This window comes from Natrinema versiforme (assembly GCF_005576615.1).
GTDB lineage: Archaea > Halobacteriota > Halobacteria > Halobacteriales > Natrialbaceae > Natrinema > Natrinema versiforme_A.
Map to the genome: position 1 here is coordinate 909,666 of NZ_CP040330.1, position 26,647 is coordinate 936,312.

General features: G+C 64.4%; 38 protein-coding genes and 2 tRNA genes. 33 read left to right on the forward strand and 7 right to left on the reverse strand.

Features of this window, described 5'->3' with window-relative positions; genetic code table 11:
- The first annotated feature begins 35 nt into the window (after positions 1-35).
- The 4 genes from FEJ81_RS04430 (at position 36) to FEJ81_RS04445 (ending at position 5,611) form a co-directional block, all read left to right on the forward strand.
- Positions 36-2,519 (forward strand): PAS domain-containing sensor histidine kinase, encoded by a 2,484-nt coding sequence (locus FEJ81_RS04430; RefSeq protein WP_138244142.1) that lies wholly within the window; start codon positions 36-38, stop codon positions 2,517-2,519.
- Positions 2,520-2,669: 150 nt separating this feature from the next.
- A complete protein-coding gene (gene proC / locus FEJ81_RS04435; RefSeq protein WP_138244143.1) occupies positions 2,670-3,455 on the forward strand; it encodes a pyrroline-5-carboxylate reductase in 786 nt (261 codons plus the stop codon).
- Positions 3,448-4,281, forward strand: coding sequence for a glutamate 5-kinase (proB, locus tag FEJ81_RS04440; protein ID WP_138244144.1), 834 nt, complete (start codon positions 3,448-3,450; stop codon positions 4,279-4,281). The genes proC and proB overlap by 8 nt, the downstream gene beginning before the upstream one ends.
- Entirely contained in the window at positions 4,274-5,611 is a 1,338-nt protein-coding gene (locus FEJ81_RS04445; protein ID WP_138244145.1) for a glutamate-5-semialdehyde dehydrogenase, read from the forward strand. The genes proB and FEJ81_RS04445 overlap by 8 nt, the downstream gene beginning before the upstream one ends.
- Positions 5,612-5,616: 5 nt before the next feature.
- Here FEJ81_RS04445 and FEJ81_RS04450 read toward each other — a convergent pair whose 3' ends face one another.
- On the reverse strand, positions 5,617-6,159 hold the full coding sequence (locus tag FEJ81_RS04450) for a hypothetical protein (RefSeq protein ID WP_138244146.1): 543 nt from the start codon (positions 6,157-6,159) through the stop codon (positions 5,617-5,619).
- A 2-nt stretch (positions 6,160-6,161) separates the two neighbouring features.
- Entirely contained in the window at positions 6,162-7,094 is a 933-nt protein-coding gene (mch, locus tag FEJ81_RS04455; protein ID WP_138244147.1) for a methenyltetrahydromethanopterin cyclohydrolase, read from the reverse strand.
- Between the two features lie 269 nt (positions 7,095-7,363).
- Between mch and FEJ81_RS24115 the strand changes: the two genes are divergently transcribed.
- Positions 7,364-7,486 carry a hypothetical protein gene (locus FEJ81_RS24115; RefSeq protein ID WP_267877921.1) on the forward strand — a complete coding sequence of 41 codons (123 nt, stop codon included), beginning with the start codon at positions 7,364-7,366 and terminating at the stop codon, positions 7,484-7,486.
- A gap of 116 nt (positions 7,487-7,602) precedes the next feature.
- Here the strand turns inward: FEJ81_RS24115 and FEJ81_RS04460 are convergent, their stop codons facing one another.
- Positions 7,603-7,917, reverse strand: coding sequence for an MTH1187 family thiamine-binding protein (locus FEJ81_RS04460; protein ID WP_138244148.1), 315 nt, complete (start codon positions 7,915-7,917; stop codon positions 7,603-7,605).
- A 166-nt stretch (positions 7,918-8,083) separates the two neighbouring features.
- Positions 8,084-8,437, reverse strand: coding sequence for a HalOD1 output domain-containing protein (locus tag FEJ81_RS04465; RefSeq protein ID WP_138244149.1), 354 nt, complete (start codon positions 8,435-8,437; stop codon positions 8,084-8,086).
- Between the two features lie 361 nt (positions 8,438-8,798).
- On the opposite strand from FEJ81_RS04465, the gene FEJ81_RS04470 reads away from it, so the two are divergent.
- Positions 8,799-9,245 carry a DUF4112 domain-containing protein gene (locus FEJ81_RS04470; RefSeq protein WP_138244150.1) on the forward strand — a complete coding sequence of 149 codons (447 nt, stop codon included), beginning with the start codon at positions 8,799-8,801 and terminating at the stop codon, positions 9,243-9,245.
- 243 nt (positions 9,246-9,488) lie between these two features.
- Here the strand turns inward: FEJ81_RS04470 and FEJ81_RS04475 are convergent.
- Positions 9,489-9,559: transfer RNA gene (locus FEJ81_RS04475), tRNA-Gly, on the reverse strand.
- A 447-nt stretch (positions 9,560-10,006) separates the two neighbouring features.
- Positions 10,007-10,077 (reverse strand) — tRNA-Gly (locus FEJ81_RS04480).
- 302 nt (positions 10,078-10,379) lie between these two features.
- Between FEJ81_RS04480 and FEJ81_RS04485 the strand changes: the two genes are divergently transcribed.
- From FEJ81_RS04485 to secY, 25 genes are read left to right on the forward strand one after another with little or no spacing between them, the layout of a single operon-like run.
- Positions 10,380-11,255: a putative RNA uridine N3 methyltransferase gene (locus tag FEJ81_RS04485; RefSeq protein WP_138244151.1), complete on the forward strand. Its 876-nt coding sequence runs from the start codon at positions 10,380-10,382 to the stop codon at positions 11,253-11,255.
- 4 nt (positions 11,256-11,259) lie between these two features.
- Complete coding sequence (locus FEJ81_RS04490; RefSeq protein ID WP_138244152.1) at positions 11,260-12,279, forward strand: 50S ribosomal protein L3; 1,020 nt, start codon at positions 11,260-11,262, stop codon at positions 12,277-12,279.
- A gap of 3 nt (positions 12,280-12,282) precedes the next feature.
- Positions 12,283-13,035: a 50S ribosomal protein L4 gene (gene rpl4p / locus FEJ81_RS04495; RefSeq protein ID WP_138244153.1), complete on the forward strand. Its 753-nt coding sequence runs from the start codon at positions 12,283-12,285 to the stop codon at positions 13,033-13,035.
- Complete coding sequence (locus tag FEJ81_RS04500) at positions 13,032-13,286, forward strand: 50S ribosomal protein L23 (RefSeq protein ID WP_138244154.1); 255 nt, start codon at positions 13,032-13,034, stop codon at positions 13,284-13,286. The genes rpl4p and FEJ81_RS04500 overlap by 4 nt, the downstream gene beginning before the upstream one ends.
- Before the next feature lie 2 nt (positions 13,287-13,288).
- Positions 13,289-14,011 (forward strand): 50S ribosomal protein L2, encoded by a 723-nt coding sequence (locus FEJ81_RS04505; RefSeq protein WP_138244155.1) that lies wholly within the window; start codon positions 13,289-13,291, stop codon positions 14,009-14,011.
- A complete protein-coding gene (locus FEJ81_RS04510; RefSeq protein ID WP_138244156.1) occupies positions 14,008-14,430 on the forward strand; it encodes a 30S ribosomal protein S19 in 423 nt (140 codons plus the stop codon). The genes FEJ81_RS04505 and FEJ81_RS04510 overlap by 4 nt, the downstream gene beginning before the upstream one ends.
- A gap of 7 nt (positions 14,431-14,437) precedes the next feature.
- Positions 14,438-14,917, forward strand: a complete 480-nt coding sequence (locus FEJ81_RS04515; RefSeq protein WP_006430973.1) for a 50S ribosomal protein L22 — start codon at positions 14,438-14,440, stop codon at positions 14,915-14,917.
- Positions 14,917-15,885, forward strand: coding sequence for a 30S ribosomal protein S3 (locus FEJ81_RS04520; RefSeq protein ID WP_138244157.1), 969 nt, complete (start codon positions 14,917-14,919; stop codon positions 15,883-15,885). Before FEJ81_RS04515 ends, FEJ81_RS04520 begins: the two co-directional genes overlap by 1 nt.
- Complete coding sequence (gene rpmC, locus FEJ81_RS04525) at positions 15,885-16,115, forward strand: 50S ribosomal protein L29 (protein WP_138244158.1); 231 nt, start codon at positions 15,885-15,887, stop codon at positions 16,113-16,115. Before FEJ81_RS04520 ends, rpmC begins: the two co-directional genes overlap by 1 nt.
- A 14-nt stretch (positions 16,116-16,129) precedes the next feature.
- A complete protein-coding gene (locus FEJ81_RS04530; RefSeq protein ID WP_138244159.1) occupies positions 16,130-16,534 on the forward strand; it encodes a ribonuclease P protein component 1 in 405 nt (134 codons plus the stop codon).
- A complete protein-coding gene (locus tag FEJ81_RS04535) occupies positions 16,525-16,959 on the forward strand; it encodes a 30S ribosomal protein S17 (protein WP_138244160.1) in 435 nt (144 codons plus the stop codon). Before FEJ81_RS04530 ends, FEJ81_RS04535 begins: the two co-directional genes overlap by 10 nt.
- A complete protein-coding gene (locus FEJ81_RS04540) occupies positions 16,959-17,357 on the forward strand; it encodes a 50S ribosomal protein L14 (protein ID WP_006180012.1) in 399 nt (132 codons plus the stop codon). Before FEJ81_RS04535 ends, FEJ81_RS04540 begins: the two co-directional genes overlap by 1 nt.
- Before the next feature lie 2 nt (positions 17,358-17,359).
- Entirely contained in the window at positions 17,360-17,716 is a 357-nt protein-coding gene (gene rplX, locus FEJ81_RS04545) for a 50S ribosomal protein L24 (RefSeq protein ID WP_138244161.1), read from the forward strand.
- The gene (locus FEJ81_RS04550) at positions 17,713-18,411 is read left to right on the forward strand and encodes a 30S ribosomal protein S4e (protein WP_138244162.1); all 699 of its coding nucleotides are present in this window, start codon (positions 17,713-17,715) and stop codon (positions 18,409-18,411) included. Before rplX ends, FEJ81_RS04550 begins: the two co-directional genes overlap by 4 nt.
- Complete coding sequence (locus tag FEJ81_RS04555) at positions 18,404-18,949, forward strand: 50S ribosomal protein L5 (protein ID WP_138244163.1); 546 nt, start codon at positions 18,404-18,406, stop codon at positions 18,947-18,949. The genes FEJ81_RS04550 and FEJ81_RS04555 overlap by 8 nt, the downstream gene beginning before the upstream one ends.
- Positions 18,942-19,127 carry a 30S ribosomal protein S14 gene (locus FEJ81_RS04560; protein WP_138244164.1) on the forward strand — a complete coding sequence of 62 codons (186 nt, stop codon included), beginning with the start codon at positions 18,942-18,944 and terminating at the stop codon, positions 19,125-19,127. The genes FEJ81_RS04555 and FEJ81_RS04560 overlap by 8 nt, the downstream gene beginning before the upstream one ends.
- Position 19,128: 1 nt before the next feature.
- The gene (locus tag FEJ81_RS04565; RefSeq protein ID WP_006430984.1) at positions 19,129-19,521 is read left to right on the forward strand and encodes a 30S ribosomal protein S8; all 393 of its coding nucleotides are present in this window, start codon (positions 19,129-19,131) and stop codon (positions 19,519-19,521) included.
- Between the two features lie 2 nt (positions 19,522-19,523).
- Positions 19,524-20,057: a 50S ribosomal protein L6 gene (locus FEJ81_RS04570; protein WP_138244165.1), complete on the forward strand. Its 534-nt coding sequence runs from the start codon at positions 19,524-19,526 to the stop codon at positions 20,055-20,057.
- A gap of 3 nt (positions 20,058-20,060) precedes the next feature.
- Complete coding sequence (locus tag FEJ81_RS04575) at positions 20,061-20,783, forward strand: 50S ribosomal protein L32e (protein WP_138244166.1); 723 nt, start codon at positions 20,061-20,063, stop codon at positions 20,781-20,783.
- Positions 20,776-21,225 (forward strand): 50S ribosomal protein L19e, encoded by a 450-nt coding sequence (locus FEJ81_RS04580; RefSeq protein ID WP_138244167.1) that lies wholly within the window; start codon positions 20,776-20,778, stop codon positions 21,223-21,225. Before FEJ81_RS04575 ends, FEJ81_RS04580 begins: the two co-directional genes overlap by 8 nt.
- The gene (locus tag FEJ81_RS04585; RefSeq protein ID WP_097378336.1) at positions 21,225-21,773 is read left to right on the forward strand and encodes a 50S ribosomal protein L18; all 549 of its coding nucleotides are present in this window, start codon (positions 21,225-21,227) and stop codon (positions 21,771-21,773) included. The genes FEJ81_RS04580 and FEJ81_RS04585 overlap by 1 nt, the downstream gene beginning before the upstream one ends.
- Positions 21,770-22,426, forward strand: coding sequence for a 30S ribosomal protein S5 (locus FEJ81_RS04590; protein ID WP_006430989.1), 657 nt, complete (start codon positions 21,770-21,772; stop codon positions 22,424-22,426). Before FEJ81_RS04585 ends, FEJ81_RS04590 begins: the two co-directional genes overlap by 4 nt.
- A complete protein-coding gene (locus tag FEJ81_RS04595) occupies positions 22,426-22,893 on the forward strand; it encodes a 50S ribosomal protein L30 (RefSeq protein ID WP_138244168.1) in 468 nt (155 codons plus the stop codon). The genes FEJ81_RS04590 and FEJ81_RS04595 overlap by 1 nt, the downstream gene beginning before the upstream one ends.
- A 2-nt stretch (positions 22,894-22,895) precedes the next feature.
- Positions 22,896-23,375, forward strand: a complete 480-nt coding sequence (locus tag FEJ81_RS04600; RefSeq protein ID WP_138244169.1) for an uL15m family ribosomal protein — start codon at positions 22,896-22,898, stop codon at positions 23,373-23,375.
- Positions 23,376-23,378: 3 nt separating this feature from the next.
- Positions 23,379-24,842: a preprotein translocase subunit SecY gene (gene secY, locus FEJ81_RS04605; RefSeq protein ID WP_138244170.1), complete on the forward strand. Its 1,464-nt coding sequence runs from the start codon at positions 23,379-23,381 to the stop codon at positions 24,840-24,842.
- Positions 24,843-24,924: 82 nt separating this feature from the next.
- Here the strand turns inward: secY and FEJ81_RS23025 are convergent, their stop codons facing one another.
- Positions 24,925-25,086 (reverse strand): hypothetical protein, encoded by a 162-nt coding sequence (locus tag FEJ81_RS23025; RefSeq protein ID WP_175416352.1) that lies wholly within the window; start codon positions 25,084-25,086, stop codon positions 24,925-24,927.
- Positions 25,087-25,249: 163 nt separating this feature from the next.
- On the opposite strand from FEJ81_RS23025, the gene FEJ81_RS04610 reads away from it, so the two are divergent.
- Together FEJ81_RS04610 and FEJ81_RS04615 are read left to right on the forward strand one after the other, a co-directional pair.
- Positions 25,250-25,810: a uracil-DNA glycosylase gene (locus FEJ81_RS04610; protein WP_138244171.1), complete on the forward strand. Its 561-nt coding sequence runs from the start codon at positions 25,250-25,252 to the stop codon at positions 25,808-25,810.
- Between the two features lie 94 nt (positions 25,811-25,904).
- Positions 25,905-26,603, forward strand: coding sequence for a hypothetical protein (locus FEJ81_RS04615; RefSeq protein WP_138244172.1), 699 nt, complete (start codon positions 25,905-25,907; stop codon positions 26,601-26,603).
- Positions 26,604-26,647: the final 44 nt, after the last annotated feature.

Consider the following 26,647-nt stretch of genomic DNA (forward strand, 5'->3'; position numbering starts at 1 on the left):
CAAGCGTTTATGCGCATAATACTCACACGTGAGTCATGGGAGCTTCAGGGTCCACTCCGGATGCCGTTCGGGAACGCATTCGGGACATCTTTCGGCAATTGGACCGGCCGTCGACGCCGATAACGGTTGCTGGAGTCGTTACCGAACTCGACTGTACCCGTCGGACCGCACGACACCACCTGCGTGAACTCACCGATCTCGGTGAACTACAGTCGACGGAGATCCACGACGGGACTCGAGTCTGGTGGCAGTCCGGGGATCGGCGGGGGACTGACCAATCCGAGCGGCGGGAGAACGATCGCCGACAGCGCCGGAAGCCCAACACCACCGACCGCGAGGAACGCGAGCGGGAACTCGAGCGAACCGAACGCCGCTTCGAAGCGATCTTCGAGGACCCGAACATTCTCGTGGGACTGCTCGAGCCAGACGGGACGGTCGTCGACGTCAACGGGACGGCGATGGAGTACGTCGACACCGACCTCGCGGACGTGACCGGCGAGCCGTTCTGGGAGACGCCGTGGTGGGACGAGGGCGATGGGGCTCAGTCGGCCGTCAGGGAGTGGACCGAGCGCGCGGCGGCCGGCGAGTACGTCGAGTTCGAGGTCGATCTCACTCGGCTGGACGGGTTGCAGTACACGCTCGACGGGGTCGTCAGGCCGGTCACGAACGACGACGGGGACGTGGTGTCACTGATCGTCTCGAGCCGCGACGTTACGGCGCGAAAACAGCACGAACACGAACTCGAGGCGCTCGAACGCCGCTACCGAACCCTCGTCGACAACTTCCCGAACGGGGTGGTCGCCCTCGTCGACGAGGACCTCACCTATCAGACCGTCGGCGGGAGCTTTCCATACACCGACACCACGACCGAGAGCCTCGAGGGACAGTCAGTGGCGACGGCCGTGCCGTCGGAACTGGCCGGCGAACTCGTCCCGCGTTACGAGGCCGCACTCGACGGCGAGTCCGACGCCTTCGAAATCGAACTCGACGGCGGGTTCTACCAGTTCCATATCGTCCCGGTGCGTGACGACGACGGCGACGTCTTCGCCGCCTTGAGCATGTCACAGGACAGCACCGAACGCCGCGAGTACGAGCGCCGACTCGAGGAGTCCGAACGCCGGTATCGAACCCTCGCGGAGAACTTCCCGAACGGGTCCGTGACGCTGTTCGACGACGAACTGGTCTATACCCTCGTGGCCGGGCAGGGATTTGCGGATCTCTCGGTCGATCCGGCGACGGCCGAAGGACGACACGTCCGCAAGGTCTGGGACGACGACACCGCCGACGAACTCGAGCCGGCGTTCCGTGGGGCGCTCGCGGGCGAGGATCGGTCCGTCGAGTTCGCCTACGAGGATCGGGAGTGGGTCGCACACGTCGTCCCCATCACCGACGATCAGGGCAACGTGGTCGCCGGGATGGCGATGATTCAGGACATCACCGACCGCAAGGAACGCGAGCGAGAGCTGACCGAGTACGAAACGATCGTCGAGACGGTCAACGATGGCATCTACGTGAAAGACCGAGCGGGGCGGTTCACGATGGTCAACGACGCGTACGCGTCGCTCACCGGGTACGATCGCGAGGACCTGATCGGCGAACACGCCTCCCTCGTCGTCGACGAAGACGCGATCGAACAGTCGGAAGCGATGCGGGACGCGATGTCCGACGGGATCGAGACCAATCCGACCATGGAAGCGGCGATCCGGACGGCCGACGGCGACACCGTTCCCACGGAGGGGACCCTCTCGACGCTCGAGACCGGTGACGGCGAGCGAAAGCAGGTCGGCGTCGTCCGGGACATCACCGACCGCAAGGAACGCCAGCAGCGCCTCGAGGAGTCCAACGAACGCCTCGAGCAGTTCGCCTACGCCGCCTCCCACGACCTCCAAGAACCGCTGCGGATGGTCTCGAGTTACCTGCAACTGATCGAGCAGCGGTACGCCGACGAACTCGACGAGGACGGCCGCGAATTCATCGAATTCGCCGTCGATGGCGCGGACCGCATGCGAACCATGATCGAGGGCTTGCTCGAGTACGCGCGGGTCGACACTCGCGGGGAGTCCTTCGAACCCGTCGAGGTAGACGCGGTCCTCGCAGCCGTCCGCGACGACCTCCAGGTCAAGATCGACGAGCGGGACGCCGAGATCACGGCGACATCACTGCCCCGCGTCGAGGCCGACAGCGAGCAGTTGCGGCAGGTCTTCCAGAACCTGCTGGACAACGCCATCGAGTACAGCGGTGACGAGCCACCCCGTGTCTCGATCGACGCCGAGCGCGACGGCGAGGAATGGCTGCTCTCGGTTCGCGACGAGGGCATCGGGATCGATCCGTCCGACGCCGACCGCGTCTTCGAGGTCTTCCAGCGCCTCCACACGCCCGACGACCACGACGGGAGCGGCATCGGACTGGCGCTGTGCAAGCGGATCATCGACCGCCACGGCGGCGATATCTGGATCGAGTCCGAACCCGGCGAGGGGACGATCTTTTACTTCACGCTCCCCGCACCCACGGACTCGTAGATCGACTCTCGCCGAGTCGAACCCGCTCTTCTCCCGTCCTCGAGGCCCAGTCCCCACCGAACGGCCGACTGAGGCGGTTCCGGACGACCGCCGCGGCGCGATCGAAACCAAAGTTGGTATGTCCGCCTCGGCACATCAGAGTGAGATAAGATGGTACAGACGAGCGTTATCGGTTGTGGCAACATGGGGAGCGCCCTGATCAAGGGCCTCCATCGATCGGGGAACCACACGGTGACCGCGTGTGATCTCGACCCCGACGCACTCGAGGCAGTCGCGGATTACGTCGACCACACGACATCGGACATCGCCGAGGCGTCCGACGCGGACGTTGTGATCGTCGCGGTGAAACCGGACATCGTCGGCGCGGTCCTCGACGATCTCGATCTCTCGCCGGAACAGACCCTTCTCTCTATCGCCGCCGGCGTCTCCACGGACTACGTCGAGGCGCGGACCGACGCGAACGTCGTCCGGATCATGCCGAACCTCGCGGCCGAGACGGGGGATATGGCCGCGGCCGTGACCGCCGACGGCGTCACCGACGAGGTGCGCGAACTCCTCGACGATGTCGGCGAGTTCGCCGAGATCGACGAGGCGAAGATGGACATCGCGACCGCGGTCAACGGGAGCGGCCCGGCCTTCGTCTTCTATCTCATTCGGGCGATGGCCGACGCGGGCGTCGAGGGCGGCCTCGAGGAGGGGGACGCCGAGACGCTGGCCGCACAGACGTTCAAGGGGGCCGCCGAGACCGTCCTCCGCTCGGAGCAGAGCGTCGACGAACTGATCGACGCCGTCTGCTCGCCCAACGGGACGACCATCGAGGGGATGGAGGTCCTCTGGGACAGCGACGCCGATGCGGACGTCGCCGCGGCGGTTGCGGCGGCCGAAGAGCGCTCGGGAGAACTCGCGGCCGAATTCGGCAGTGAGGACGATGAGTAAGGGACTCACGGACGCCGCCGTCGCGGAGACGCGGCAGTTGGCGGCCGACGCCGACCGCGTGATCGTCAAGGCCGGGACGAACTCCCTGACCGACGAGGACTCCAACCTCGACGACGGGAAACTCGACAAACTGGTCGACGACATCGAGGACCTGCTCTCCCGCGACAAGGAAGTCATCCTCGTCTCCTCGGGCTCGATCGGGGCCGGAACGGGCCGGATCGAACAGTCGAGTGGCACCGTCGAGGAGTCCCAGGCACTGTCGACCGTCGGCCAGAGCCTCCTCATGCACCGCTACACCGAGAGCTTCGACCGGTACGACCGGAAGGTCGCCCAACTCCTCCTGACCCAGCACGACCTCGAGAACCCGGAACGATTCACGAACCTCCGGAACACGATCGAGACGCTGCTCGACTGGGGCGTCGTCCCGATCATCAACGAGAACGACGCCGTCGCGACCGAGGAGATCCGGATCGGCGACAACGACATGCTCTCGGCGGCGACGACGATGGGCGTCGACGCCGACCTGCTGGTCACGCTGACCGATGTCGGCGGTGTCTACACCGGCAACCCGAAAGAAGACGACGACGCCGAGCGCATCGAGGCGGTCGGGGCGAACTACGACGAGGTCCAAGAAATCATCTCCGAGAGCACGTCCGACGGGTTCGGCGGCATCCAGACGAAAGTCGAGGGCGCACGCGATGTCAGCGAGCACGGCATCCCGGCCTACATCGCGAAGTCGACGGAACCCGACGTGCTCGAGAAGATCGCTACTGCCAAGCCCGTGGGGACCATATTCCTCCCCATCAACGGTGGGAGCGATGACTGAGACCGACATCGAACGGGACGTCGACGAGGCACAGACCGCGGCCTTAGCGCTCGCGAAACTGGGAGACGAGGAGCGGAGCGCGGCCCTCCACGAGATCGCCGACGCGATCGAAGCCCGCACGGACGAGATCCTCGCGGAGAACGAGACGGACGTCGAGGAAGGCGAGCGACTGCTCGAGGACGGCGAGTACACGCAGGCGCTGGTCGACCGGCTCAAACTCTCCGAGTCGAAGATCGAGGACATCGCCGAGATGGTCCGCAGCGTCGCCGAACAGGACGACCCGCTCGGCAAGACGCTCTCGGCCAGAGAGCTCGACGAGGACCTCGAACTCTACAAGGTCGCCGTCCCGATCGGCGTCGTCGGAACGGTCTTCGAGTCCCGGCCCGACGCGCTCGTCCAGATCGCCGCGCTCGGCCTGAAATCCGGCAATGCGGTCATCCTGAAAGGCGGTAGCGAGGCGCTGCACTCGAACCGCATCCTCTTCGAGATCATCGAGGACGCCGCGGCCGACGCCGGAATCCCGGACGGTTGGGCCCAGCACATCGAGGCTCGCGAGGACGTCGACGCCTTGCTCGAGATGGACGACGCGATCGACCTCCTCATGCCCCGCGGCAGCTCCGCGTTCGTGAGCTACATTCAGGACAACACGAGCATCCCGGTGCTCGGCCACACGGAGGGGATCTGCCACGTCTACGTCGACGACGAGGCGGATCTCTCCATGGCCGAGGACATCGCCTACGACGCCAAGGTCCAGTATCCGGCGGTCTGTAACGCCGTCGAGACCCTGCTGGTCCACGAGGATGTCGCCGAGACGTTCCTGCCGGCGATCGCCGACCGCTACGAAACCGCCGACGTCGAGATCCGCGGCGACGAGACCGCGCGCGACATCGTCGACGTCGAAGCCGCGACCGACGCCGACTGGGACACCGAGTACGGCGACCTCATCGTCTCGATCCGCGTCGTCGACTCGCTCGAGGCGGCGATCGATCACGTCACCACCCACGGCTCGAAACACACCGAGTCGATCGTGACCGAGGACGCCGACCGCGCGAGCGCGTTCATGCGCAGCCTCGACTCCGCGAGCGTCTTCCACAATGCGTCGACCCGCTTTGCCGACGGCTACCGGTTCGGCCTCGGCGCCGAGGTCGGCATCAGCACGGGCAAGATCCACGCCCGCGGCCCCGTCGGGCTCGAGGGGCTGACGACCTACAAGTACCACCTCGAGGGCGACGGCCACCTCGTCGCCACCTACGCCGGCGAGGACGCCGCGCCGTTTACACATCAGGAGTTCGACGGCGAGTGGACCCCCGGCCGGCTGTCCGACGAGTAGCGGTTTTACTTTTTCTCGCGCGCGGGCGAAAATCGGTATCTGCTTTCGTCTCGTTCCCCGTTTTCGCCTCGCTCGGCTACGTCGAGCAGTACTGCCCACTCGAGGAGTCGCTCGACTCGATCCTCCGAAACGCTGTTCGGGCGGGAGCGCCGCTCGCTGTTCGACCGGTCGTCGCCCAACGCGTCGGCGACCGCCTCGGCGGTCAGCGGCTCGTCGGCGCGCTCGAGGGCGGCGAGAACCGCGTCGGCTCCGTAGACGCGGTCTCGAAACGCCCGACCGATTCGATCCCGCTCGAGGACCGGTGAGTCCGCGTCGCCGCCCGAGGCCGGACCGCGGTGACGAAAGCCCGCCGGCTCCTCGGCCGCGAGCTCGAGCGCGCGCAAGAAGGTGAGCCACGTTGCCGCCTCGTCCCGGGTCTCGAGGGGCGTTTCGTCGATGAGGAGCCGACAGCAATCGTCGATATCGCCGGCGTCGGTGGGGAGGGTTCGCCGGACCGTCGCGAGGAGCGCGAGGTCGGCGGGCGGTTCGGGAACCGGCTTGAACCGCACGATTACAGCTCGAAGGAGTCGACGAGCAGTTCCTCGTCCGTTTCGCCGTGCACGTAGGTCGGCCCGCCGATCACGTCGATCGTCACCGCCGCGGGTGCAAAGAGGTCCGACGGCACCTCCGCGAAGTCCCAGTCGAGGTCGTCGAAGACCTCGCCGAACGGCCGGCCGTGGTCCTCGGCGGCGGTCGACGGCACCGAATCGAAGATATCGGCGTCCTCACGAACGGTGAGGTGTGCGCGCCCGCCGTAGGCGATCGCGTCGTTGGTGCGGGCGATCGCCGTCCGCTCGTCGCCCGCGACGGGCGCGACCGGTGCGCGGCCCGTCGCCGAGACGATGTCGAGGGGATCGTAGCCCAGTTCCGAGAGCCGGAAGGTCGCGAGTTCGGCGGCTCGAGCCGCGTTCGTAATACTCCCGGCGATGCTCGCGGTCGGATAGGCCAGCAGGAAGACGCTACTCGTCTCGACCTCGGCGCGGTCGGCGACGTGTTCGGCCACGGATTCGGTCGGGTCCATCTCGGTCTCGACGGCCAACGCCGTCAGATCGAAGGCGTCGGTGTAGCCGATGCGGCGGAACTCGTCCTCTTCTGCCACCAGCGCACGTGCGGGCCCGCTGCCGAGCCCTTCGAAGTCTTCCGTCATCACTTCCCAGCCCGCCTTCTGGGAACACAGCAGCGAGAGGGCCGGCTGATCCGTCGACAGTTCGACGTACGGAATCGACGCGTCGCCGAGTTCACCCAGCTCGTAGCTCGGCGTCGCCATCCCGGCCGTCTGGATCTCCGTCAGCAAGAGCCCGGCCTCGATCCCGCCGTCGAACTCGAGCCCGAAGTCGAGTACCGTCGATTCGTTCTCGAGGTCGTAGCCCCCGATGTTCAACTCCTCAGCGTAATCGAGGGCCTCGTCGACCAGCTCGATCGCCATTCGATTGAGACTTTCCATGCGACCGGGTTCACCCTCCGTGGTAAAACCGTTTGTCCGTTCGTGTCTGACCGGTGTCTGACGAGGGCAGCCTCGAACCTCGACGGTGTCGCCCGCGTCCTCGATCGTCCCCGAAACCGACGCCGCGTCGACGCTCGTCTCGTCGTGCTCGACTCGCACCTCGTCGATCCCCCGATCCGCTCGTGCCGCCGCGGCTCCCTCGAGCGCCGTACGGTCGCCCGACCACCGCCGGCGCGCGGATTGGGTTCTTCGTGCTCGGCGTCGCGGCTATGGTCCATCCGAGCCTGCTGCTCCAAGCGGGGTCCCTCGTGGCCGCGCTGGGGCTGTACGCGCTTCAGTCGACCGTTGGACCGGAAACCGGATCGACGGACCCGCAGGTCCCCGGCCAATAACGACGATCGCGGTTTTTTCGCGGCGAGAACGGACCGACGATGGGAATCGATCGGATACTTGCCCGGTTCGGGCGATAGCTGTCCACCGTCGCGTAGTCGCCCGTCGAGATCGTTCACTACCCCTCGCGATTCGTCGCCGGCCGACCGAGGTGCTCTTCGACGGCCTCGACCTTCTCCGACGCGTCGACGTCTCGAGTCCGTTTATCGTCGATTTTCAGCACCGTACTCACGCGGTCGGCGTCGACGGCATCGTGAGCCGCCTGTGCGGCCGAAAAGAGTTCATCCGTCGTCTCGGCCTCGATCACCGTCCCCATCGGGTTCGTCTCGTAGGTAACGTCGTACTCCTCGAGCGCGTCGACCGCGTTCGCGACTTCGTCGGCCATGCTGTCCTCGATTACCGGTGCGACGCTCAGTAGTGCGACTACCGTCATACGGATCACTAACGGCAGCGGGGACCTAAAGAGGTGTCATGTGGACGTCTCCCCAGTGCCGACGAACACCTCGAGGGCCCCGAACGGCCGCGACGCTCGCGGAGCGGTCGTCGGGTCCGTGAAAAACGATCAGTGCCGACTGCGAGGAGGCTGTGACCGAGGATGGTCAGTTCGTCGTCGGCGTTCGGGGCGCCTCCGCGGGCGGGTAGATGATGACGTCCCCGTTCGCGTAGACGTACACCTCGTGCTCGAGGGCCGTGAAGGCGATGTGGCCGCCCGTTCGCTCGGTGCCGTCGGCCTTTTTGCTGAAGATGCGATCGAGCGCGTCCGGGTCGACGCTATCGTAGAGGGAGAACTCCCCCTGTGAAACGTCGGTGTCCGCGATCGACGCGAGCGCGTGGACGATCGTCGTCGTGATCGTCGCGGTGCCGTCGGGGTCGTGGCGGAAGACGTAGCGGTCGTTTGGTTGGTCGTACTGGAGATCGTCCGTGCCGTCTGCGGGTGAGAGTTCGGTCTGCATTGCTAAATCTGATCGTTCAATCGTGTGTTAGACTGTAGTTACTCACGGTATAAAAGCCACTCGTCGCCGAAAACAGTAGTCATACGTGAACTAGTCTATCGTATGAGTATCGAATGTGAAATCCCTGTTCCGAAGGGCATTCCCGGGTCGGTGCCACCCGTTGGCCGCACACAGTCACGACAACACGGACTTTGACTTCGTCAATCGGTGATTGCCACCGCTCAGTTCGACCGCCGCTCACGTTCGTGGCTCCTGCTCTCGATTGTCTCGAGTTCGGGGCGACAACGGGACCAGATCACACGGCCCGCCGCTTGCTACGGCCGCCCGGTGCCTTATCCACGCACGCGTCCTCGGCACACGTATGGCACCTGACTCTTCCAACGACATCAGCTCGGAACTCGAGCGATTCGAGGACGACCTTCCGGCGACCGTCGACGAGGCGGCGCTCGAGCGCATGCAGACGGTCGCCAACGCCCTCGACGAAGGGATCCGACTTCCGGGGACCGATTTCCAGTTCGGGATCGATCCGATCGTCGGCATCCTCCCGGGAGCCGGCGACACCGCCACAGCAGTCGTCTCGCTGTACATCGTCGCCGAAGCCGCCCGCATGGATGTCTCCCAGTCGACGCTGCTCCGCATGCTCGCGAACATCGGCGTCGACACGTTGGGCGGCTCCGTCCCCGTCCTCGGTGTGGTCTTCGACGCCTTCTGGAAGTCGAACAAGTGGAACCTCCGACTCGCCCTCGAGGACCTCGCCGAGGAGGGCGGACAGACGGATACCGAACCCAAGACCGTCACGATCGATTAACTCGAGTAAACAAGCGAGTCGATGAGATGAATTGTTAGGGGTGCCTCCGTGCCGTTGTAATCGGCACGTACGCGCAACACACTATTGGGGGCGCTCGTAGGATTGGATTCAGAGAAGCGCCGGCTGGGATTTGGACAACGCGAAGACAGTCCCGCTCGCTCACGTCGTTCGCTCGCAGGCTGCGACTTCTCTCGTCAAATCCAGACCGATTCCTGTCGCTCACGGAGTTGTTCGCGACAGAAATGCGCTGGCTGGGATTTGAACCCAGGTTGTGACCATGGCAAGGTCACGTGATACCACTACACTACCAGCGCGTTCGACCGCCACTCGTTCTCGAGTGCAAATAGACGGTTGCCCCTCATCTATTTATACATAACGAACCGATGGCAAATGGTTGGAAATCCATCTCATTCCGGGTTTCGGCGGGCGATCCGCTACGGTATCGTCAGCTCTGGAACCATTTCGTGGCGCGAGTGAAGACTCGAGGCTCGAGAAACGCGCTGGCTGGGATTTGAACAACGCCTGAGAACCTGCTCACTGCGGTCGCAGAACCTCAGTCTGATACAAATCCCTGGATGATTTTCCAACACTCGGACTTCTCGCTCCGCTCGTTGTTATTGAGTATCGAAAAATGCGCTGGCTGGGATTTGAACAACGCGAAGACGGTCCTGCTCGCTCACGTCGTTCGCTCGCAGGCTGCGACTTCTCTCGTTCAAATCCAGACCGATTCCTGTCGCTCACGGAGTTGTTCGCGACAGAAATGCGCTGGCTGGGATTTGAACCCAGGTTGTGACCATGGCAAGGTCACGTGATACCACTACACTACCAGCGCCCTGTTGCACTCATACCTACTGCCGGATGGATGTATAAGGGTTGCGAATCGGTTCAGCATCGGCATGCCCACGCATGGCGATTCTCGAGCTATCGACCGCCGAGTCGGCCCGTCTTGCAGCAATTTTCTCCGACTCCGCTGCGGATCGAATGGGACTAGTTATCGCGAGTGAGTGTGTGTCCGTTCGGCACGAATTCGTGGGTGTGAGCCGTTGACAGCCGGAATCGAATCCGCTATTCTTTTAAGACCCTCTCCGCAATACATCGCTACAGTCTAGTGACGCGGCGCCGAAGCGTTTCGGCATGACTGTCAGCGTACTCGTGCCGTCGTCGCTCAGCCGAGAAGCCGAGGACAAACGCGAGGCAACTCGCAAACTCGGATACGTCGCCCGCGCGGCGACGATCTTCCGTGCTGATCGCCTGGTCGTCTATCCCGATCGGGATGGGGAAACCGGGCAGTTCGACGGCGGGTTCGTAAGCACCGTACTGCGATACGCCGCAACGCCCCCCTACCTCCGCAACGAGGCATGGGGGATGCGGGACGAACTGGAGTACGCGGGCGTCTTGCCGCCGCTCCGCGCCATGTCACAGACCGGCTCCGAATCTACCGGTTCGGGGTCGTCAAGACAAGGAATCGTGACCGAGGTCGGACCTGAAGGGCGCGTCCGGGTCAATTGCGGACTGCAACACCCGATCTCCCTCAACGTACCGCCGAAAATGGCGGTCGAGGAGGGGGAGCGCGTGACCATCAGGATCTCTTCGCGACGACCGGTCCGGGCGAAGCTCGTCGATGAACCCCTTCCGGGGCTTTCGATCGAGCAGACGGACCTGCAGGCAGCACTCGGCCGTGAGGACGCCGGCGTTCGCATCGCAGCCTCCCGATTCGGTGCAGAACTCACCGTCGGGCGGCTCGAGACGCTGGCCGGACGCACCAAGCGCGACGGGATGACCGTCGCCTTCGGCGCGCCCGAGAGAGGGCTGCCGGCTATCCTCGGAATCGAGGAATCGGCCATCGAAGCGTCGTCCGGACAAGACGACGCGGCCGATAACGGAGTCGAACCCACTGCCGATCCGGGGTTCGACCTCTGGCTAAACACGGTTCCGGATCAGGGAAGCGAGGTCGTTCGAACGGAGGAGGCTCTGTTCGCGACGCTTGCTCCCCTCTCACTGAGAGAGTGATAGAATGCCACAAGCAAATACACCACGCAAAGGCTCACTCGGGTTCGGCCCACGAAAGCGTGCGACCAGCGAGGTCCCACGCTTTAACTCGTGGCCGGACACTGACGGACAGCCGACGCTCCAGGGCTTCGCGGGCTACAAGGCCGGCATGACCCACGTCGTCATGGTCGACGATAAAGCGAACTCGCCGACCGAAGGGATGGAAGAGACCGTCCCCGTGACGATCGTGGAGACGCCGCCGATGCGCGCCGTCGCACTGCGAGCATACGAAGACACGCCGTACGGTATGAAGCCGATAACCGAGGTCTGGACCGACGAGTTCGTTCCCGAACTCGATCGCGTTCTCGACCTTCCCGGTGACGACTACGACACCGACGCCTCCGAAGACGAGCTTCGGGGCCTCCTCGAGGAGGGTCGCGTCGACGACGTCCGCGTCATCACCCACACGGTCCCGGGGGACGTTCCCTCGGTGCCCAAGAAGAAACCGGACGTGATGGAAACGCGCGTCGGCGGCGGCTCCGTCGACGACCGCGTCGAGTTCGCCCTCGAGACCGTCGCAGACGGTGGCGAACACGTCATGAACGACGTCTTCCGCGCCGGCGAGTACGTCGACGCGAGCGGCGTCACGAAAGGGAAAGGGACCCAGGGTCCCGTCAAGCGATGGGGCGTCCAGAAACGCAAGGGCAAGCACGCCCGGCAGGGCTGGCGCCGCCGCATCGGTAACCTCGGCCCGTGGAACCCGTCCCGCGTTCGGTCGACGGTTCCCCAGCAGGGCCAGATGGGCTACCACCAGCGGACGGAACTGAACAAGCGCCTCGTCGACATCGGCGACGGCGCAGACGCGACGGTCGACGGCGGCTTCGTCAACTACGGCGAAGTCGACGGACCGCACGCGCTGATCAAGGGCTCGCTCCCCGGACCGCAACAGCGCCTCGTGCGCTTCCGTCCGGCGATCCGACCCGGAGACCAGCCGCGCCTCGATCCCGAGGTGCGCTACGTCTCCACCGCATCCAACCAGGGATAACACATGGACGCAACAGTACGAAACCTGGACGGCTCGGACGCGGGCACGGTCGAGCTCCCGGCGGTCTTCGAGACCAACTACCGCCCGGACTTGATCGGCCGCGCCGTGCGCGCCGCGCAGGCAAACCGAAAACAGGACTACGGCTCCGACGAGTTCGCCGGCCTTCGAACGCCGGCCGAATCGTTCGGCAGCGGCCGCGGTATGGCCCACGTCCCACGACAGGAGGGTCGCGCACGCCGCGTCCCCCAGGCCGTCAAGGGACGAAAGGCACACCCGCCGAAAGCCGAGAAGGACCAGTCCGAATCGATCAACACGAAAGCAAAGAAACTGGCCGTCCGCAGCGCCATCGCTGCGACGACCGACGCCGAACTCGTCGCCGAGCGCGGTCACGAGTTCGACGAGGACGTCGAGACTCCCGTCGTCGTCGACGACGAGTTCGAGGATCTCCACAAGACCCGTGAGGTCGTCGACTTCCTCGAGGTAGCCGGCCTCGCGGACGACATCGAACGCGCCGACGAGGGTCGGAGCGTCCGCTCCGGTCAAGGGAAAGCCCGCGGCCGGAAGTACAAGACGCCGACGTCGATCCTTTTCGTCACCTCGAGCGAGACCGGCCCGTCGCGAGCGGCTCGGAACCTCGCCGGTGCCGACGTGACGACCGCCGCAGAGGTCAACGCGGAGGATCTCGCGCCCGGCGCACAGCCGGGACGGCTGACCGTCTGGACCGAGAGTGCACTCGAGGAGGTGGCCGACCGATGAGCTCGGCCATCGAACACCCGCTCGTGACCGAGAAGGCGATGAACGACATGGACTTCGAGAACAAGCTCCAGTTCGTCGTCAACCCGGACGCCTCCAAGCCGGAGATCCGGGACGAGGTCGAGGAGCGGTTCGAGATCTCGGTCGAGAACATCAACACGCAGGTAACGATGAACGGCAAAAAGAAAGCGATCGTCCGACTCTCTGAGGACGACGACGCACAGGAAGTCGCTTCGCGAATCGGGGTGTTCTGAGAATGGGACGACGCATTCAAGGACAACGACGCGGTCGCGGTACCTCCACGTTCCGTGCCCCGTCCCACCGCTACAAGGCGGAGCTCGAACACAAGAACGAGGAAGAAGACGACATCGTCCGCGGGACGGTCGTCGACATCGAACACGACCCGGCCCGATCCGCGCCGATCGCCGCCGTCGAGTTCGAAGACGGGGATCAGCGACTGATCCTCGCGCCGGAAGGCATCACCGTCGGCGAGGAGCTGCAGGTCGGTGTCAGCGCTGAGATCAAGCCCGGCAACACGCTCCCGCTCGCGGAGATTCCCGAAGGAGTGCCGGTCTGTAACGTCGAGGCCAACCAGGGCGACGGCGGTCGATTCGCTCGAGCCTCGGGGACCAACGCTGACCTGATCACGCACGACCGCAACGCGGCGGTCATCCAGCTTCCCAGCGGCGAGGTCAAGCGCCTCGATCCGCAGTGTCGTGCCACTATCGGCGTCGTCGCCGGCGGTGGCCGAACGGAGAAGCCGATGGTCAAGGCAGGGAACAAGTATCACAAGATGAAGGCTCGGGGCACCAAGTGGCCTCGCGTCCGCGGTGTCGCGATGAACGCCGTCGACCACCCGTTCGGTGGCGGCGGCCGACAGCACCCCGGCAAGCCAAAGTCCGTCTCGCGGGACGCCCCGCCGGGACGGAAGGTCGGTGACATCGCGTCCCGAAGCACCGGCCGAGGTGGAAACAAATGAGTCAGGAGTACCGAACCGGCCGTGAAGGTGAGTTCACCTACCGCGGCCACACGCTCGAGGAGCTGCAGGATATGGAGCTCGACGAGGTTGTGGAACTGCTACCCGCACGACAGCGGCGAAGTATCCAGCGCGGTCTCTCCGTCGAGAAGGAGAAGCTTCTCGAGGAGGCCCGCGGCAAGGGCGAAGAGGAGACGGCGAACAACCCGATTCGAACGCACCTGCGGGATATGCCGATCCTGCCGGAGTTCGTCGGTCTGACCTTCGAGGTCTACAACGGACAGGCGTTCGAGCGCGTTCGCGTCGAACCCGAAATGATCGGCCACTACCTCGGCGAGTTCCGGCTCACCCGGACCTCCGTCGAGCACGGTCAGGCCGGTATCGGCGCGACCCGATCGTCGAAGTTCGTCCCACTGAAGTGATCATCGTATGGGAATCAACTACTCAGTCGACGCGGACCCCGACGCCACGGCGAAAGCCATGCTTCGGGAGCGTCATATGAGCAACAAGCACAGCAAGGAGGTCGCACGCGAGATCAAGGGCCGAACCGTCGGCGACGCGAAGGCCTACCTTCAGGACGTGATCGACGAAGTACAGTCGGTTCCGTTCAAGTCCCACAACGCCGGCGCGGGTCACCGATCCGACGTCGACGGCTGGGACGCCGGCAAGTACCCGGAGAAGGTCTCCGGCGAATTCCTCGACCTGCTCGAGAACGTCGAAGCCAACGCGGATCATCAGGGCTTCGACGGCGAGTCGATGGAGATCGTCCACGTCGCCGCCCACAAGGTCGGCGAGTCCGTGGGCCGCAAGCCCCGCGCGATGGGGCGTGCCTCCTCGTGGAACACGCCGCAGGTCGACGTCGAGATCGTCGTCGAAGAAGTCGACGAGGACGAAGCAGGTGATAGCTAATGGCTGACGAACACCAATTCATCGAGAACGGCCTGCAGCGGTCCCAGATCGACGAGTTCTTCCAAGAAGAGCTCGGCCGCGCGGGCTACGGTGGTATGGACGTCGCCAAGACGCCGATGGGAACCCAGATCGTCCTCAAGGCCGAAAAGCCCGGGATGGTCATCGGCAAAGGCGGCGAGAACATCCGGAAGGTCACGACGGCCCTCGAGGAGAAGTTCAACCTCGAGGACCCCCAGATCGACGTCCAAGAGGTCGAAGAACCCGACCTCAACGCACGGATCGTCGCTGACCGACTGGCGAACGCACTCGAGCGCGGCTGGTACTTCCGAAAGGCCGGTCACACGACGATCGACCGGATCATGGAAGCCGGCGCGCTCGGCGCGGAGATCGTTCTTTCCGGGAAGGTCACCGGCGCGCGATCGCGCGTCGAGAAGTTCAACCGCGGCTACATCAAGCACAACGGCGAGCCCGCCGAAACGGTCGTCGACCACGGCCAGGGCGTCGCGGTCATGAAACTCGGCACCATCGGTGTCGACGTCAAGATCATCCCGCCGGGCGCGGAACTGCCCGACGACTTCGAGGTCAACGAAGACATGGACCCCGAAGAGATCGTCCCCGACGCCGTCGAGGTCAACGAGGAAGGCGGCGTCGAGGAACTCCTCGAGGGCGAACCCGAGGACGCCGAGGCCGCCGAAAGCGGTGCTGAGGCCGCGGCCGACGAGACCGTCGAGACCGAAGAGGAAGCCGACCTCGACGAGGACGTCGTCGAGGAGGTCATCGAAGAGGAAGTCGAGGCCGACGCCGACGAGGAGTTCGACGATGTCGAGGTCCCCAGCGGCGACGAAGACGTCGAAGAAGAACTCGAGGAACTCGAGGAAGACGTCGAAGCGGAAGCCGAGGAACTCGTCGAGGAGATGGAAGACGAGGAGACGGACGAAGCAGACCCCGACGAGGGAGGTGACGCCTGATGGCGATCCTCCACGTCGAAGAGATCCGCGACATGACGCCCGCCGAACGGGAAGAAGAACTCGAGGAACTCGAAACGGAACTGCTGAACGCGAAGTCCGTCCTCGCCGCCGGTGGTGCCCCGGAGAATCCGGGCCGCATCGGCGAACTGGGCCGCACCATCGCGCGGATCAAGACGATCCAGCGCGAGGAAGGCGACCTGGACGACGAAGTCGAAGCGCAAGCGGAATAACGTAACCACACACAATGGCACTGACACCCGAGACCCTGCCGCGACACGAACTCAACGGACTCCCCGTCCGAGTCGTCGAGAGCGACGACTCCTCGCGGGTGGGTCTGGAGGGACGCGTCGTCATCGAGACGACGAAGACCCTGTCGATCGAAATTCGTGACGACGGCGAGTCTCGGGTCGTGATGGTGCCGAAATCGGGCTCGACGTTCGAGTTCGCGATCACAGATGACGCCGCCGAGGACGCGAAGTCCTCGGGGACTGCGTCCAAACTGGCCGATACTCAACCTGCGACGTTCGAGCAATCGGACGGCGCAGACGGCGCCGGCGAGGATGTAGCCTACGTTACGGTCGATGGATCGCGGCTGCTCTCACGACCCGCCCGACGCACGGAAACGAGTGGTGACTCACCATGGCAATAGGACTAGACGTTGAAACCCCTCCGGAACCAGCAAACCCGGAGGAATACGACTACGAGAAGTGTCCGTTCTACGGCGAACTCTCCGTTCGAGGACAGATCCTCGAGGGGACGGTCGTCTCGACGGACATGGATAAGACCGTAGTCGTCGAGCGAGAGTACGATGTGGCGGTCCCGAAGTACGACCGACACATGAAACGACGCTCGCGCATCCCGGCACACGTACCGGGCGTGCTCGAGCCGCTCTCGGTCGGTGACACGGTCAAGATCGCAGAGACCCGACCACTGTCGAAGACGAAATCGCACGTGGTCGTCGAAGTAACCGAAGAAGCGACTGCCGAGGACCTCGCGGAGCTGACGAGCCAGGCCGAGCCTGAGCCGGCGCTTTCCGACGAGGACCTCGCCGCAGCCGAAGAGGGTGATCAGTGATGGAGGCAATGAAAGCCGACGTCACGCAGGGCCTGAAGAAGGGCTCCCTGGTCACGTGTGCCGACAACACCGGCGCGCGCGAACTCAAGGTCATCAGCGTCGCGGGCTACCACGGCACCAAGAACCGCCAGCCGAAGGCGGGGATCGGTGACAAGGTGACCGTCTCGGTCACCAAGGGTACCCCGGAGATGCGCCGACAGGTCCTCGAGGCCGTCGTCGTCCGCCAGCGGAAGTCGATCCGCCGGCCCGACGGCACGCGGCTCAAGTTCGAGGACAACGCGGCCGTCATCATCGACGAGAACGAGGAGCCCCGCGGTACGGAGATCAAGGGGCCGATCGCCCGCGAAGTCGCAGAACGCTTCGGAGCAATCGCCAGCACGGCGACGATGATCGTATAGATATGACTGAACAACCACACAAACAGCGAACCCAGACGGAACGCGCGCCGCTGCACCAGCGACAGAAGCAGCTGCACGCGACGCTGTCCGACGAGCTCCGTGAGGAGTACGACACCCGTCGAACCCGCGTCAACGCGGGCGACACGGTCGAGGTCATGCGCGGCGACCACGCCGGCGAGGAAGCCGAGGTCATCCGCGCGATCCTCGAGGATGGAACCATCCACGTCGAGGACGTGACCGTCGAGACGGCCGACGGCGAGGAAGTGCCGCGGCCGCTCGACCCCTCGAACGTCCGGATCACGGAACTCGACCTCGAGGACGAGCGTCGCGAGGCGCGTCTCGAAGGTGATAGCGAATGACGAAACACCAGAAACGACTATCGGTACCGAAGTCCTGGCCGGTCGAGCGAAAGACCGAGACCTTCACGGTCAAGGCCGACGCCGGTCCCCACGGCGAAGACGGCGTGCCGCTCGTCGTCCTCCTCCGGGACGTGCTCGGCTACGTGGACTCTCGGAAGGAAGCACGGTACGCCTTGTCCGAGGATTCGATCCTCATCAACGGCGACGCGATCAACGACGAACAGCGCCCGATCGGCATGTTCGACATCGTCGCGTTCCCCGAGCGAGGGGAGTACTACCGCGTCTTCCCCGACGAGGGCGGTCGGCTCGCGCTGACCGAGATCGACGAGGACTCGGCCCAGAGCCGCCTCGGCAAGATCACGGGCAAACAGCAAGTGTCGGGCGGCGACACCCAGCTGACGCTCCACGACGGGACGAACGTCATCGTCGAGGACGACTACAGCCCGAAGGACTCGATCGTCATCGACAACGACGACAAGTCCGTCGTCGCACACTTCCCCTACGAGGAAGGCGCACTCGTGACGGCCGTCCGTGGCAACCACGGCGGCAAGGTCGGCGAGATCGACGCGATCGACGTCACCCCGGGCAGCGGCTCGAACAGCGTCGGCGTTTCGACGGACGACGGCGGCTTCGAAACCGTCGAAGAGTACGTCGTCGTCATCGACGAGAACTTCACTGGTGATGACGATGAGTAGTGAAAGCGAGACCAGCGGCGACTTCCACGAGATGCGCGAACCGCGCGTCGAGAAGGTCGTCGTCCACATGGGCGTCGGCCAAGGTGGCCGCGAACTCGGCAAAGCCGAGGACATTATCGAGGCAGTCACGGGTCAGGAGAGCGTCCGGACCCAGGCGAAGCGAACCGAACCGGACTTCGGTATTCGTCAGGGCGATCCGATCGGCGCGAAGGTCACCCTTCGCGACGAGGACGCCTACGAGTTCCTCGAGAAGTCGCTTCCGCTGACGGATATCTCGGCGGCGCAGTTCGACGACACGGGGAACTTCAGCTTCGGTGTCGAGGAACACACCGACTTCCCGAGCCAGGAGTACGACCCGAACGTCGGGATCTACGGGCTGGACGTCACCGTTAACCTGGTCCGTCCGGGCTACCGCATCGCCAAGCGCGATAAGGCCACCCGATCGATCCCCTCGAAGCACCGACTGACCCCCGAGGACGCCATCGGCTTCCTCGAGGCCAACTTCGACGTGAGCGTGGAGGGCACGGACGATGAGTGAAAGCGAAACAGAAGAAAACGACCGCACGGGCGAGCACGCGGCAAAGCGAACGGGACAGGTCGAATCCTGTCAGCGCTGTGGCCGCGAGCAGGGACTTGTCGGGAAGTACGACATCAATCTCTGCCGGCAGTGCTTCCGCGAGATCGCCCGCGACATGGGATTCAGGAAGTACCGATAATATGACCGGGAACGATCCACTCAGCAACGCGCTCTCGGGACTCGATAACGCCGAGAGTGTGGGTCATCTCACCCACGAGGTAACGCCCGCTTCGAACGAGATCGGCAGCGTACTCGAGGTCTTCTACGACCGCGGGTACATCGACGGCTTCGAGTACGTCGACGACGGCAAAGCCGGTCAGTTCGAGGTCGAACTGAAAGGAGCGATCAACGAGTGCGGCCCCATCAAGCCCCGCTACGCTGCTGGCGCCGAAGACTTCGAGAAGTGGGAGAAGCGCTATCTCCCCGCTCGAGACTTCGGAGCCCTCGTCGTCACGACGAGCAGTGGCATCATGAGCCACTACGAGGCGCGCGACCAGGGTATTGGGGGCCAGGTGATCGCATACGTCTACTAATCATGCGAGTCGAACTGGAAATCCCCGAGAACGTATCCGTCGAGGTCGACCGTTTCGATGTGACCGTCGAGGGCCCGGAAGGCGCCGTTACGCGCCGCCTCTGGTACCCCGACGTGACCGTCGAAACCGACGACGATCAGGTGGTAATCGAGAGCGGTGCCGAGGACGCGAAGACGAATTCGACCGTCGGCACCTTCGAGAGCCACATCACCAACGCCATTCACGGCGTGACCGAGGGCTGGGAGTACGAGATGGAAGTCTTCTACTCTCACTTCCCGATGCAGGTCCGCGTGGACGGCGACGATGTCGTCATCGAGAACTTCCTCGGCGAAAAGGCACCGCGACGAACGACTATCCACGGTGAGACTGAGGTTACCGTCGACGACGAGCAGATCGTCCTCTCCGGCCCCAGCAAGGACGATGTCGGCCAGACGGCGGCCGACATCGAGCAGCTGACGAAGGTCAGCGGCAAGGACACCCGCGTCTTCCAGGACGGGGTCTACATCACCACCAAGCCCGCGAAAGGAGGTGCCTGATAGATGGCAGACGATCAATCGGACGACCCACAGGAACTCGAGGACATCAGCGGCGTCGGCGCGAGCAAGGCAGACGCGCTGCGAGAGGCTGGCTTCGAGTCCATTCAGGACGTCAAGGAAGCGGACCAGGACGACCTGGCCGAAGCCGAAGGCGTCGGGAACGCACTCGCCGCTCGTATCAAGGCCGACGTCGGTGACCTCGAGGTCACCGAGGAGACCGAGGCCGAAATCGAAGACGAAGGCGTCGAGGAAGAAGCGGAACCCGACGAAGATGTCGAAACCGAACTGCAGCCCCGCGGGCTGACCGAGAAGACGCCCGACCTCTCCGAAGAGGAGGAGCGACTCCTCTCTCGTCGGAAGAGCGAAGGGAAACCGCAGTTCAACCGACAGGACTACCACAAGAAAAAGCGGACGCCCGAATCCTGGCGACGACCTCGCGGCCAGCTGTCCAAGCAGCGCCGCGGCGTCAAGGGCAAGGGGCCGAAAGTCCAGGCCGGCTTCCGAACGCCGAAAGCCGTCCGCGGCAAACACCCCAGCGGCTTCGAAGAGGTCTACGTCGAGAACACGGACGACCTCGAGGGCGTCGACGGCGCTCGAGAGGCGGTCCGGATCTCGTCCTCGGTCGGCGCGCGCAAGCGCGAACGCATCGAGGAACTCGCCGAAGAGCAGGACGTTCGCGTCCTGAACCCAACCTACGAGGAAGTCGAGGTGGAATCCAATGACTGATCTGACCGCACAGAAGCGACTGGCAGCCGATGTCTTAGACGTCGGTCAGAACCGCGTCTGGCTCGATCCCGACGCGCAAGGCGACATCGCCGAAGCGATCACTCGCGACGAGATCCGTGAACTCGTCGACGAGGGTCGCATTCAGGCCGCCGACGCGAAGGGTAACTCTCGCGGTCGCGCCCGCGAACGGAACGCGAAGCGCGCCTACGGCCACCAGAACGGCCAGGGCAAGCGCCGCGGCAAGAAGGGCGCACGCCAAGACGAGAAAGACGAATGGCAGAACAAGATTCGCGCACAGCGACGGAAGCTGCGCGAACTCCGCGACAAGGGCGAGCTGACGCCCACGCAGTACCGCGAGCTCTACAAGAAGGCTGGCGGCGGGGAGTTCCGTAGCGTCCGGTACCTGTTGAACTACATCGACGAAAACTACGGTGACCAATAATGGCGACAGGACCACGATACAAAGTGCCGATGCGGCGTCGCCGTGAGGTCCGGACGGACTACCACCAGAGGTTGCGCCTGCTGAAATCGGGGAAGCCCCGCCTGGTTGCTCGCAAGAGCAACAAGCACACTACGGCGCAGCTGATCACTCCCGGACCTCAGGGAGACGAGACGCTCGCGAGCGCACATTCGAGCGATCTGGCGGAGTACGGCTGGGATGCACCCACGAGCAACATTTCCGCGGCGTATCTGACCGGCCTGCTGGCCGGCACACGGGCCGTCGAGGCGGGTCTCGAGGAAGCGGTCCTCGACATCGGTCTCAACACGGCCACGCCCGGCAACAAGGTGTTCGCGGTACAGGAAGGCGCAATCGACGCCGGCCTCGAGATCCCGCACAACGACAGCGTGCTCGCGGACTGGTCGCGTACACGCGGCGAGCACATCGCCGAGTACGCAGAACAGCTCGACGAACCGCTGTACAGCGGTGACTTCGACGCGACAGACCTCCCCGAACACTTCGACGAGGTACGAGAGGCGATTCTCGAATGAGTGGAAACAACTACAACGACAGCGGATGGGAACCCGTCACCCGTCTCGGTCGGAAGGTCCAGGAGGGCGAAATCGAGGACATGGAGACCGCCCTCAACTCGGGACTTCCGCTGAAGGAACCCGAACTCGTCGACCAGCTCCTTCCCGGACTGGAAGACGAAGTGCTGGACATCAACATGGTCCAGCGGATGACCGACTCCGGACGACGCGTGAAGTTCCGATGCGTCGTCGCCGTCGGTGACCGAAACGGATTCATCGGCTACGCCGAAGGCCGCGACGATCAGGTCGGGTCCGCCATCCAGAAGGCGATCGGTATCGCGAAGCTGAACATGATCCAGGTTCCCCGCGGCTCGGGTTCCTGGGAGGACCGCTCGGACCGGCCACACTCGCTGACCCGACGGACGACCGGCAAGGCCGGCTCCGTCGAAGTCGAGCTCATCCCCGCCCCCGAAGGGCTGGGGCTGGCCGCCAGCGACACCGTCCGTCACGTCCTCGAACTGGCCGGGATCGAAAACGCCTGGACCAAGAGCCACGGTAACACCCGAACGACGGTGAACCTGGCCAAGGCGACCTACAACGCCCTCGAGAACGCCTCGCAGTCGCGGCACCCGCAGCGACGGCCGGACCGAGAGCGAGCTGAGGTGAGCGAGTGATGAAGGCAATCGTTCAGATCCGCGGCGAAGTGAACCGACAGGAAGACGTCCAGGACACCCTGTCGATGCTCAACATCCACAACGTCAACCACTGCACGCTCGTCCCCGAGACCGACGCCTACGAGGGGATGATCGCGAAGGTCAACGACTACGTCGCCGTCGGAGAGCCCGACGCCGAGGTACTCGAGACCCTGCTCGCGAAGCGAGCGGAGCCCCTCGAGGGCAAGCAGTCGGACGTCGATGAGGAGTGGCTTGCCGACAACACGGCCTACGACGGCTTCGGCGATCTCGCCGAGGCGCTCCTCGCCGAGGAGACGACACTTCGTGACGAGGGACTGTCACCGACGCTTCGACTTCACCCACCGCGGGGAGGTCACGAGGGTATCAAAAAGCCGACCGTTGAGGGCGGCCAACTCGGAAAGCATACAACAGGGGAGATTAACGACCTCCTAGAATCGATGCGATAACCATGACGAGCAAAAAACGACGCCAGCGCGGATCGCGAACCCACAGCGGCGGTTCCCACAAGAACCGACGCGGTGCGGGCCACCGTGGTGGCCGCGGCCGTGCCGGGCGCAGCAAACACGAGTTCCACAACTACGAACCGAAGGGCAAACACGGCTTCAAGCGACCCCACGACATCCGCGAGGATGTCGCGGAGATCGACGTCCAGAAGCTCGACGAGGACGCGATCCTCTACGTCGCGGAGGACCTCGCCGAGGAGACCGACGGCGGCTACCGACTCGACGCACGCGATATCGTCGAGGACGGCCACGAGGTCGACAAGGTCAAGGTCCTCGGATCCGGACAGGTCCGGAACACGCTCGAGATAACGGCGGACGCGTTCTCCGATGCCGCTCGCGAGAAACTCGAGGCTGCCGGCGGCGAGGCAGTCGTCTCGGAGCGAGGACAGGAGGACGACGCCGACGACGACCAGGACGAGGAATAACATATGGGATGGAAGGAAGCCGCTGAACCGGTCCTAACGCGGATGCCAGCAGTGCGCCGTCCGGAGGGGCACGTCCCCTTCAAGCGGAAGCTGATGTGGACGGCCGGCATCCTCATGTTGTACTTCTTCCTGACGAACATCACGCTGTTCGGTATGCAGTCCGGCGGGGCGACCGACCTCTTCGGCGAGTTCCGTGCGATCCTCGCCGGCTCGCAGGGGTCGGTGTTGCAGGTCGGTATCGGACCGATCGTCACCGCGAGCATCGTCTTACAGTTGCTCGGCGGTGCGAACCTGCTCGGTCTCGACACGGACGACCCGCGGGATCAGGTGCTCTATCAGGGCCTCCAGAAGCTGCTGGTCGTCATGATGGTGATCCTGACCGGTCTCCCGATGGTGTTCGCCGGCGGCTTCCTGCCAGCCCAGCAGTCGTTGCAACTCGGCGGGTTCATGCTCGATCAGACGGGCGTCCAGATGCTGATGTTCGCCCAGATCTTCGTTGGCGGTGTCCTCATCCTCTACATGGACGAGGTCGTCAGCAAGTGGGGCGTCGGCAGCGGGATCGGCCTGTTCATTATCGCCGGCGTGAGCCAGCGACTGGTCACCGGACTCGTCCAGCCCTCTCAGGGAGGGTTCTTCTTCGACTGGTACCGCATCCTGACGGGGCAAGTCGAAGTCGGCTCACTCATCTCGACGAGCGGTTTGCAAACGCTGCTGATCAACGATGGCCACATCATCGCCCTGCTGACGACCGTGCTGATCTTCGGGATCGTCGTCTACGCGGAGTCGGTCCGCGTCGAGATTCCGCTGAGCCACGCACGAGTCAAGGGTGCTCGCGGTCGCTTCCCCGTGAAGCTCATCTACGCGAGCGTCCTGCCGATGATCCTCGTTCGCGCTGTGCAGGCAAACGTCCAGTTCATGGGCCAGATCATGAACAGTCAGTGGGCCGGCATGCCCAGCTGGCTCGGGACCTACTCGCAGCAGGGCCAGCCCACCGGCGGGTTCTTCTACTACGTGGCCCCGATCTACTCGCCCGAAGACTGGATGTGGTTCAGTGCGAACGTCGCTCAGGAGTGGTGGCAAGTGATGATCCGGATCGGTATCGACGTCACCTTCATGGTCGTCGGTGGCGCAATCTTCGCCATCTTCTGGGTCGAAACCACTGACATGGGCCCCGAATCGACGGCGAAGCAGATCCAGAACTCCGGAATGCAGATCCCCGGCTTCCGACAGAACGTCGGCGTCATCGAGAAGGTCATGGAACGGTACATTCCACAAGTGACCGTCATCGGCGGCGCACTGGTCGGCCTGCTCGCCGTCTGGGCGAACATGCTCGGTACCATCGGCGGTGTGAGCGGAACCGGCCTGCTGCTGGCCGTCTCCATCACGTACAAGCTCTACGAGGAGATCGCCGAGGAGCAGATGATGGAAATGCATCCGATGATGCGCCAGATGTTCGGCGGCGAATAACGGCCATCTGCCATCTCGGTTCTTTTTCCGTTCGTTGTTTCGTGAGCGACTGCAGTCGCCACCGAAGTCGGCGACTCGTCGTTCAATCCGAAATCGATTGCCCTTCGACCCGTTCGCGGACAGTTGCGAGGTGGCGAGCGACTTCGCGCTGCGTGTGGGAGCCGACGAGGTGATCCTCGAGCGTTCGGTCGAGGGCGAGCGTCTCCCGACAGATCGGACACTCGACCGGCGGCTTGAATGGCATATCCGCTTTCTCTGCCCGCTCGAGGGAAACCGTTACCGGATGCATGTGCCTGGTTCGACTCGAGAACAGTGCGACTCGATCGTCCCGATACATCAATCCGGACGACTGTCCCGTACAGCGAGCAGCAAAAGGGTGTTTCCCGCGACCGTTGTAGCGCCACACGATGACCGACCAGCCATCGACCGACTGGGAGTTCGAGGCAGTGTTCGTGGACGCACTCGAGGCGGTGCCGGACGACCAGTACGATCCCGAGCAGTTCGTCCCCGGCGTCGGGCCGCTGTCGGCGGACGTGATGCTCGTCGGTGAGGCACCCGGCGGCCAGGAAGTGAAACAAGGCGAGCCCTTCGTCGGCCAAGCCGGTTCGCAACTGGATCGGGCCCTCGAGTCGATTGGATACGATCGGCGGGACTGTTACATTACCAATCTCGTCAAGGTGCGACCGCCGGAGAACCGCGATCCGCACGTCGACGAGATCGAGGCCTGGTGGCCGGTGTTAGACGCCGAGATCGACCGCGTCGATCCGGCCGTCCTCGTGCCGATGGGGAGTTTCGCGACGGCCGAGATCCTCGATACCGACGAGACGATCACCGATCTGCACGGCCGGGAGTTCGAGGACGACGGTCGGATCGTCGTCCCGTCGTTCCACCCGGCGGCGGCGCTGTACGACCGCAGCAAGGTCGACGCCATCGAGTCGGATCTGTCGACGGCCCTCGAGTTGGCGTAGCCCGGTCGGCGTCGGTCCCGTTCGAACGCTGCCGACGTCGATCCCGGTCCGTGCAGGCAGGAACGGCTTCCCGGAGACGGGACTATCCTCGGGCATGAGTCCGACGTTTACCGACGACGACATCGACAAGCCCGTCGAAAGCGCGGACGGTGAGACGCTCGGGACCGTCGCCACCATCGACGGGGAGACCGCACACATCGACCCGGAGCCGGACATGACGGACTCGATCAAAGCCGTCCTCGACTGGGAGCCCGCGTCCGGCGATATCGTGCCGCTCGAGAGCGACGCCGTCGACGAGATCACCGACGACGCGGTTCGGATCGGTGCCGCGTTTTCGGCCGAAAGCGTCGAGCCGGATGACGAATCCGCGGCCGAGGCGGGGAACGGCCGTTCGGACGAGCGAGACGGCGGGTCGGAGCCGCGAGTAGGCGGTGATTCGGCCGCCGGACCGGAATCGGCGCCCGACACGGGAGCGGCAACTGACGTTCCCGGAGCGGACCGCGACCCCGACTCCGGCAGACCCGAGGAGTCGGAATCGATCGCGGACGACGAGTACTACGACACCGTCGAAGGGGGAGCGCGCGTCGATCCCGACAGGGAGATGGACGAGACCGAGGAACCAGCGACGAAGGGGACTGAATCGTCGGAGCGGGCAGTGCGGTCGGAGGAGACGGAGCCGGGCGAGGAGCGAACGGCTCGCGACGTCGATGTCGATCCGGACGACGTGACGGACGGTGATCCGGACGCCGAGATACGCAGTGGGGAGGACGTCGGAGACCGAACGGACTCGTGAGGGAGTGAGAGTTCGACGACGGACAGCACAGTGACGTGATCACC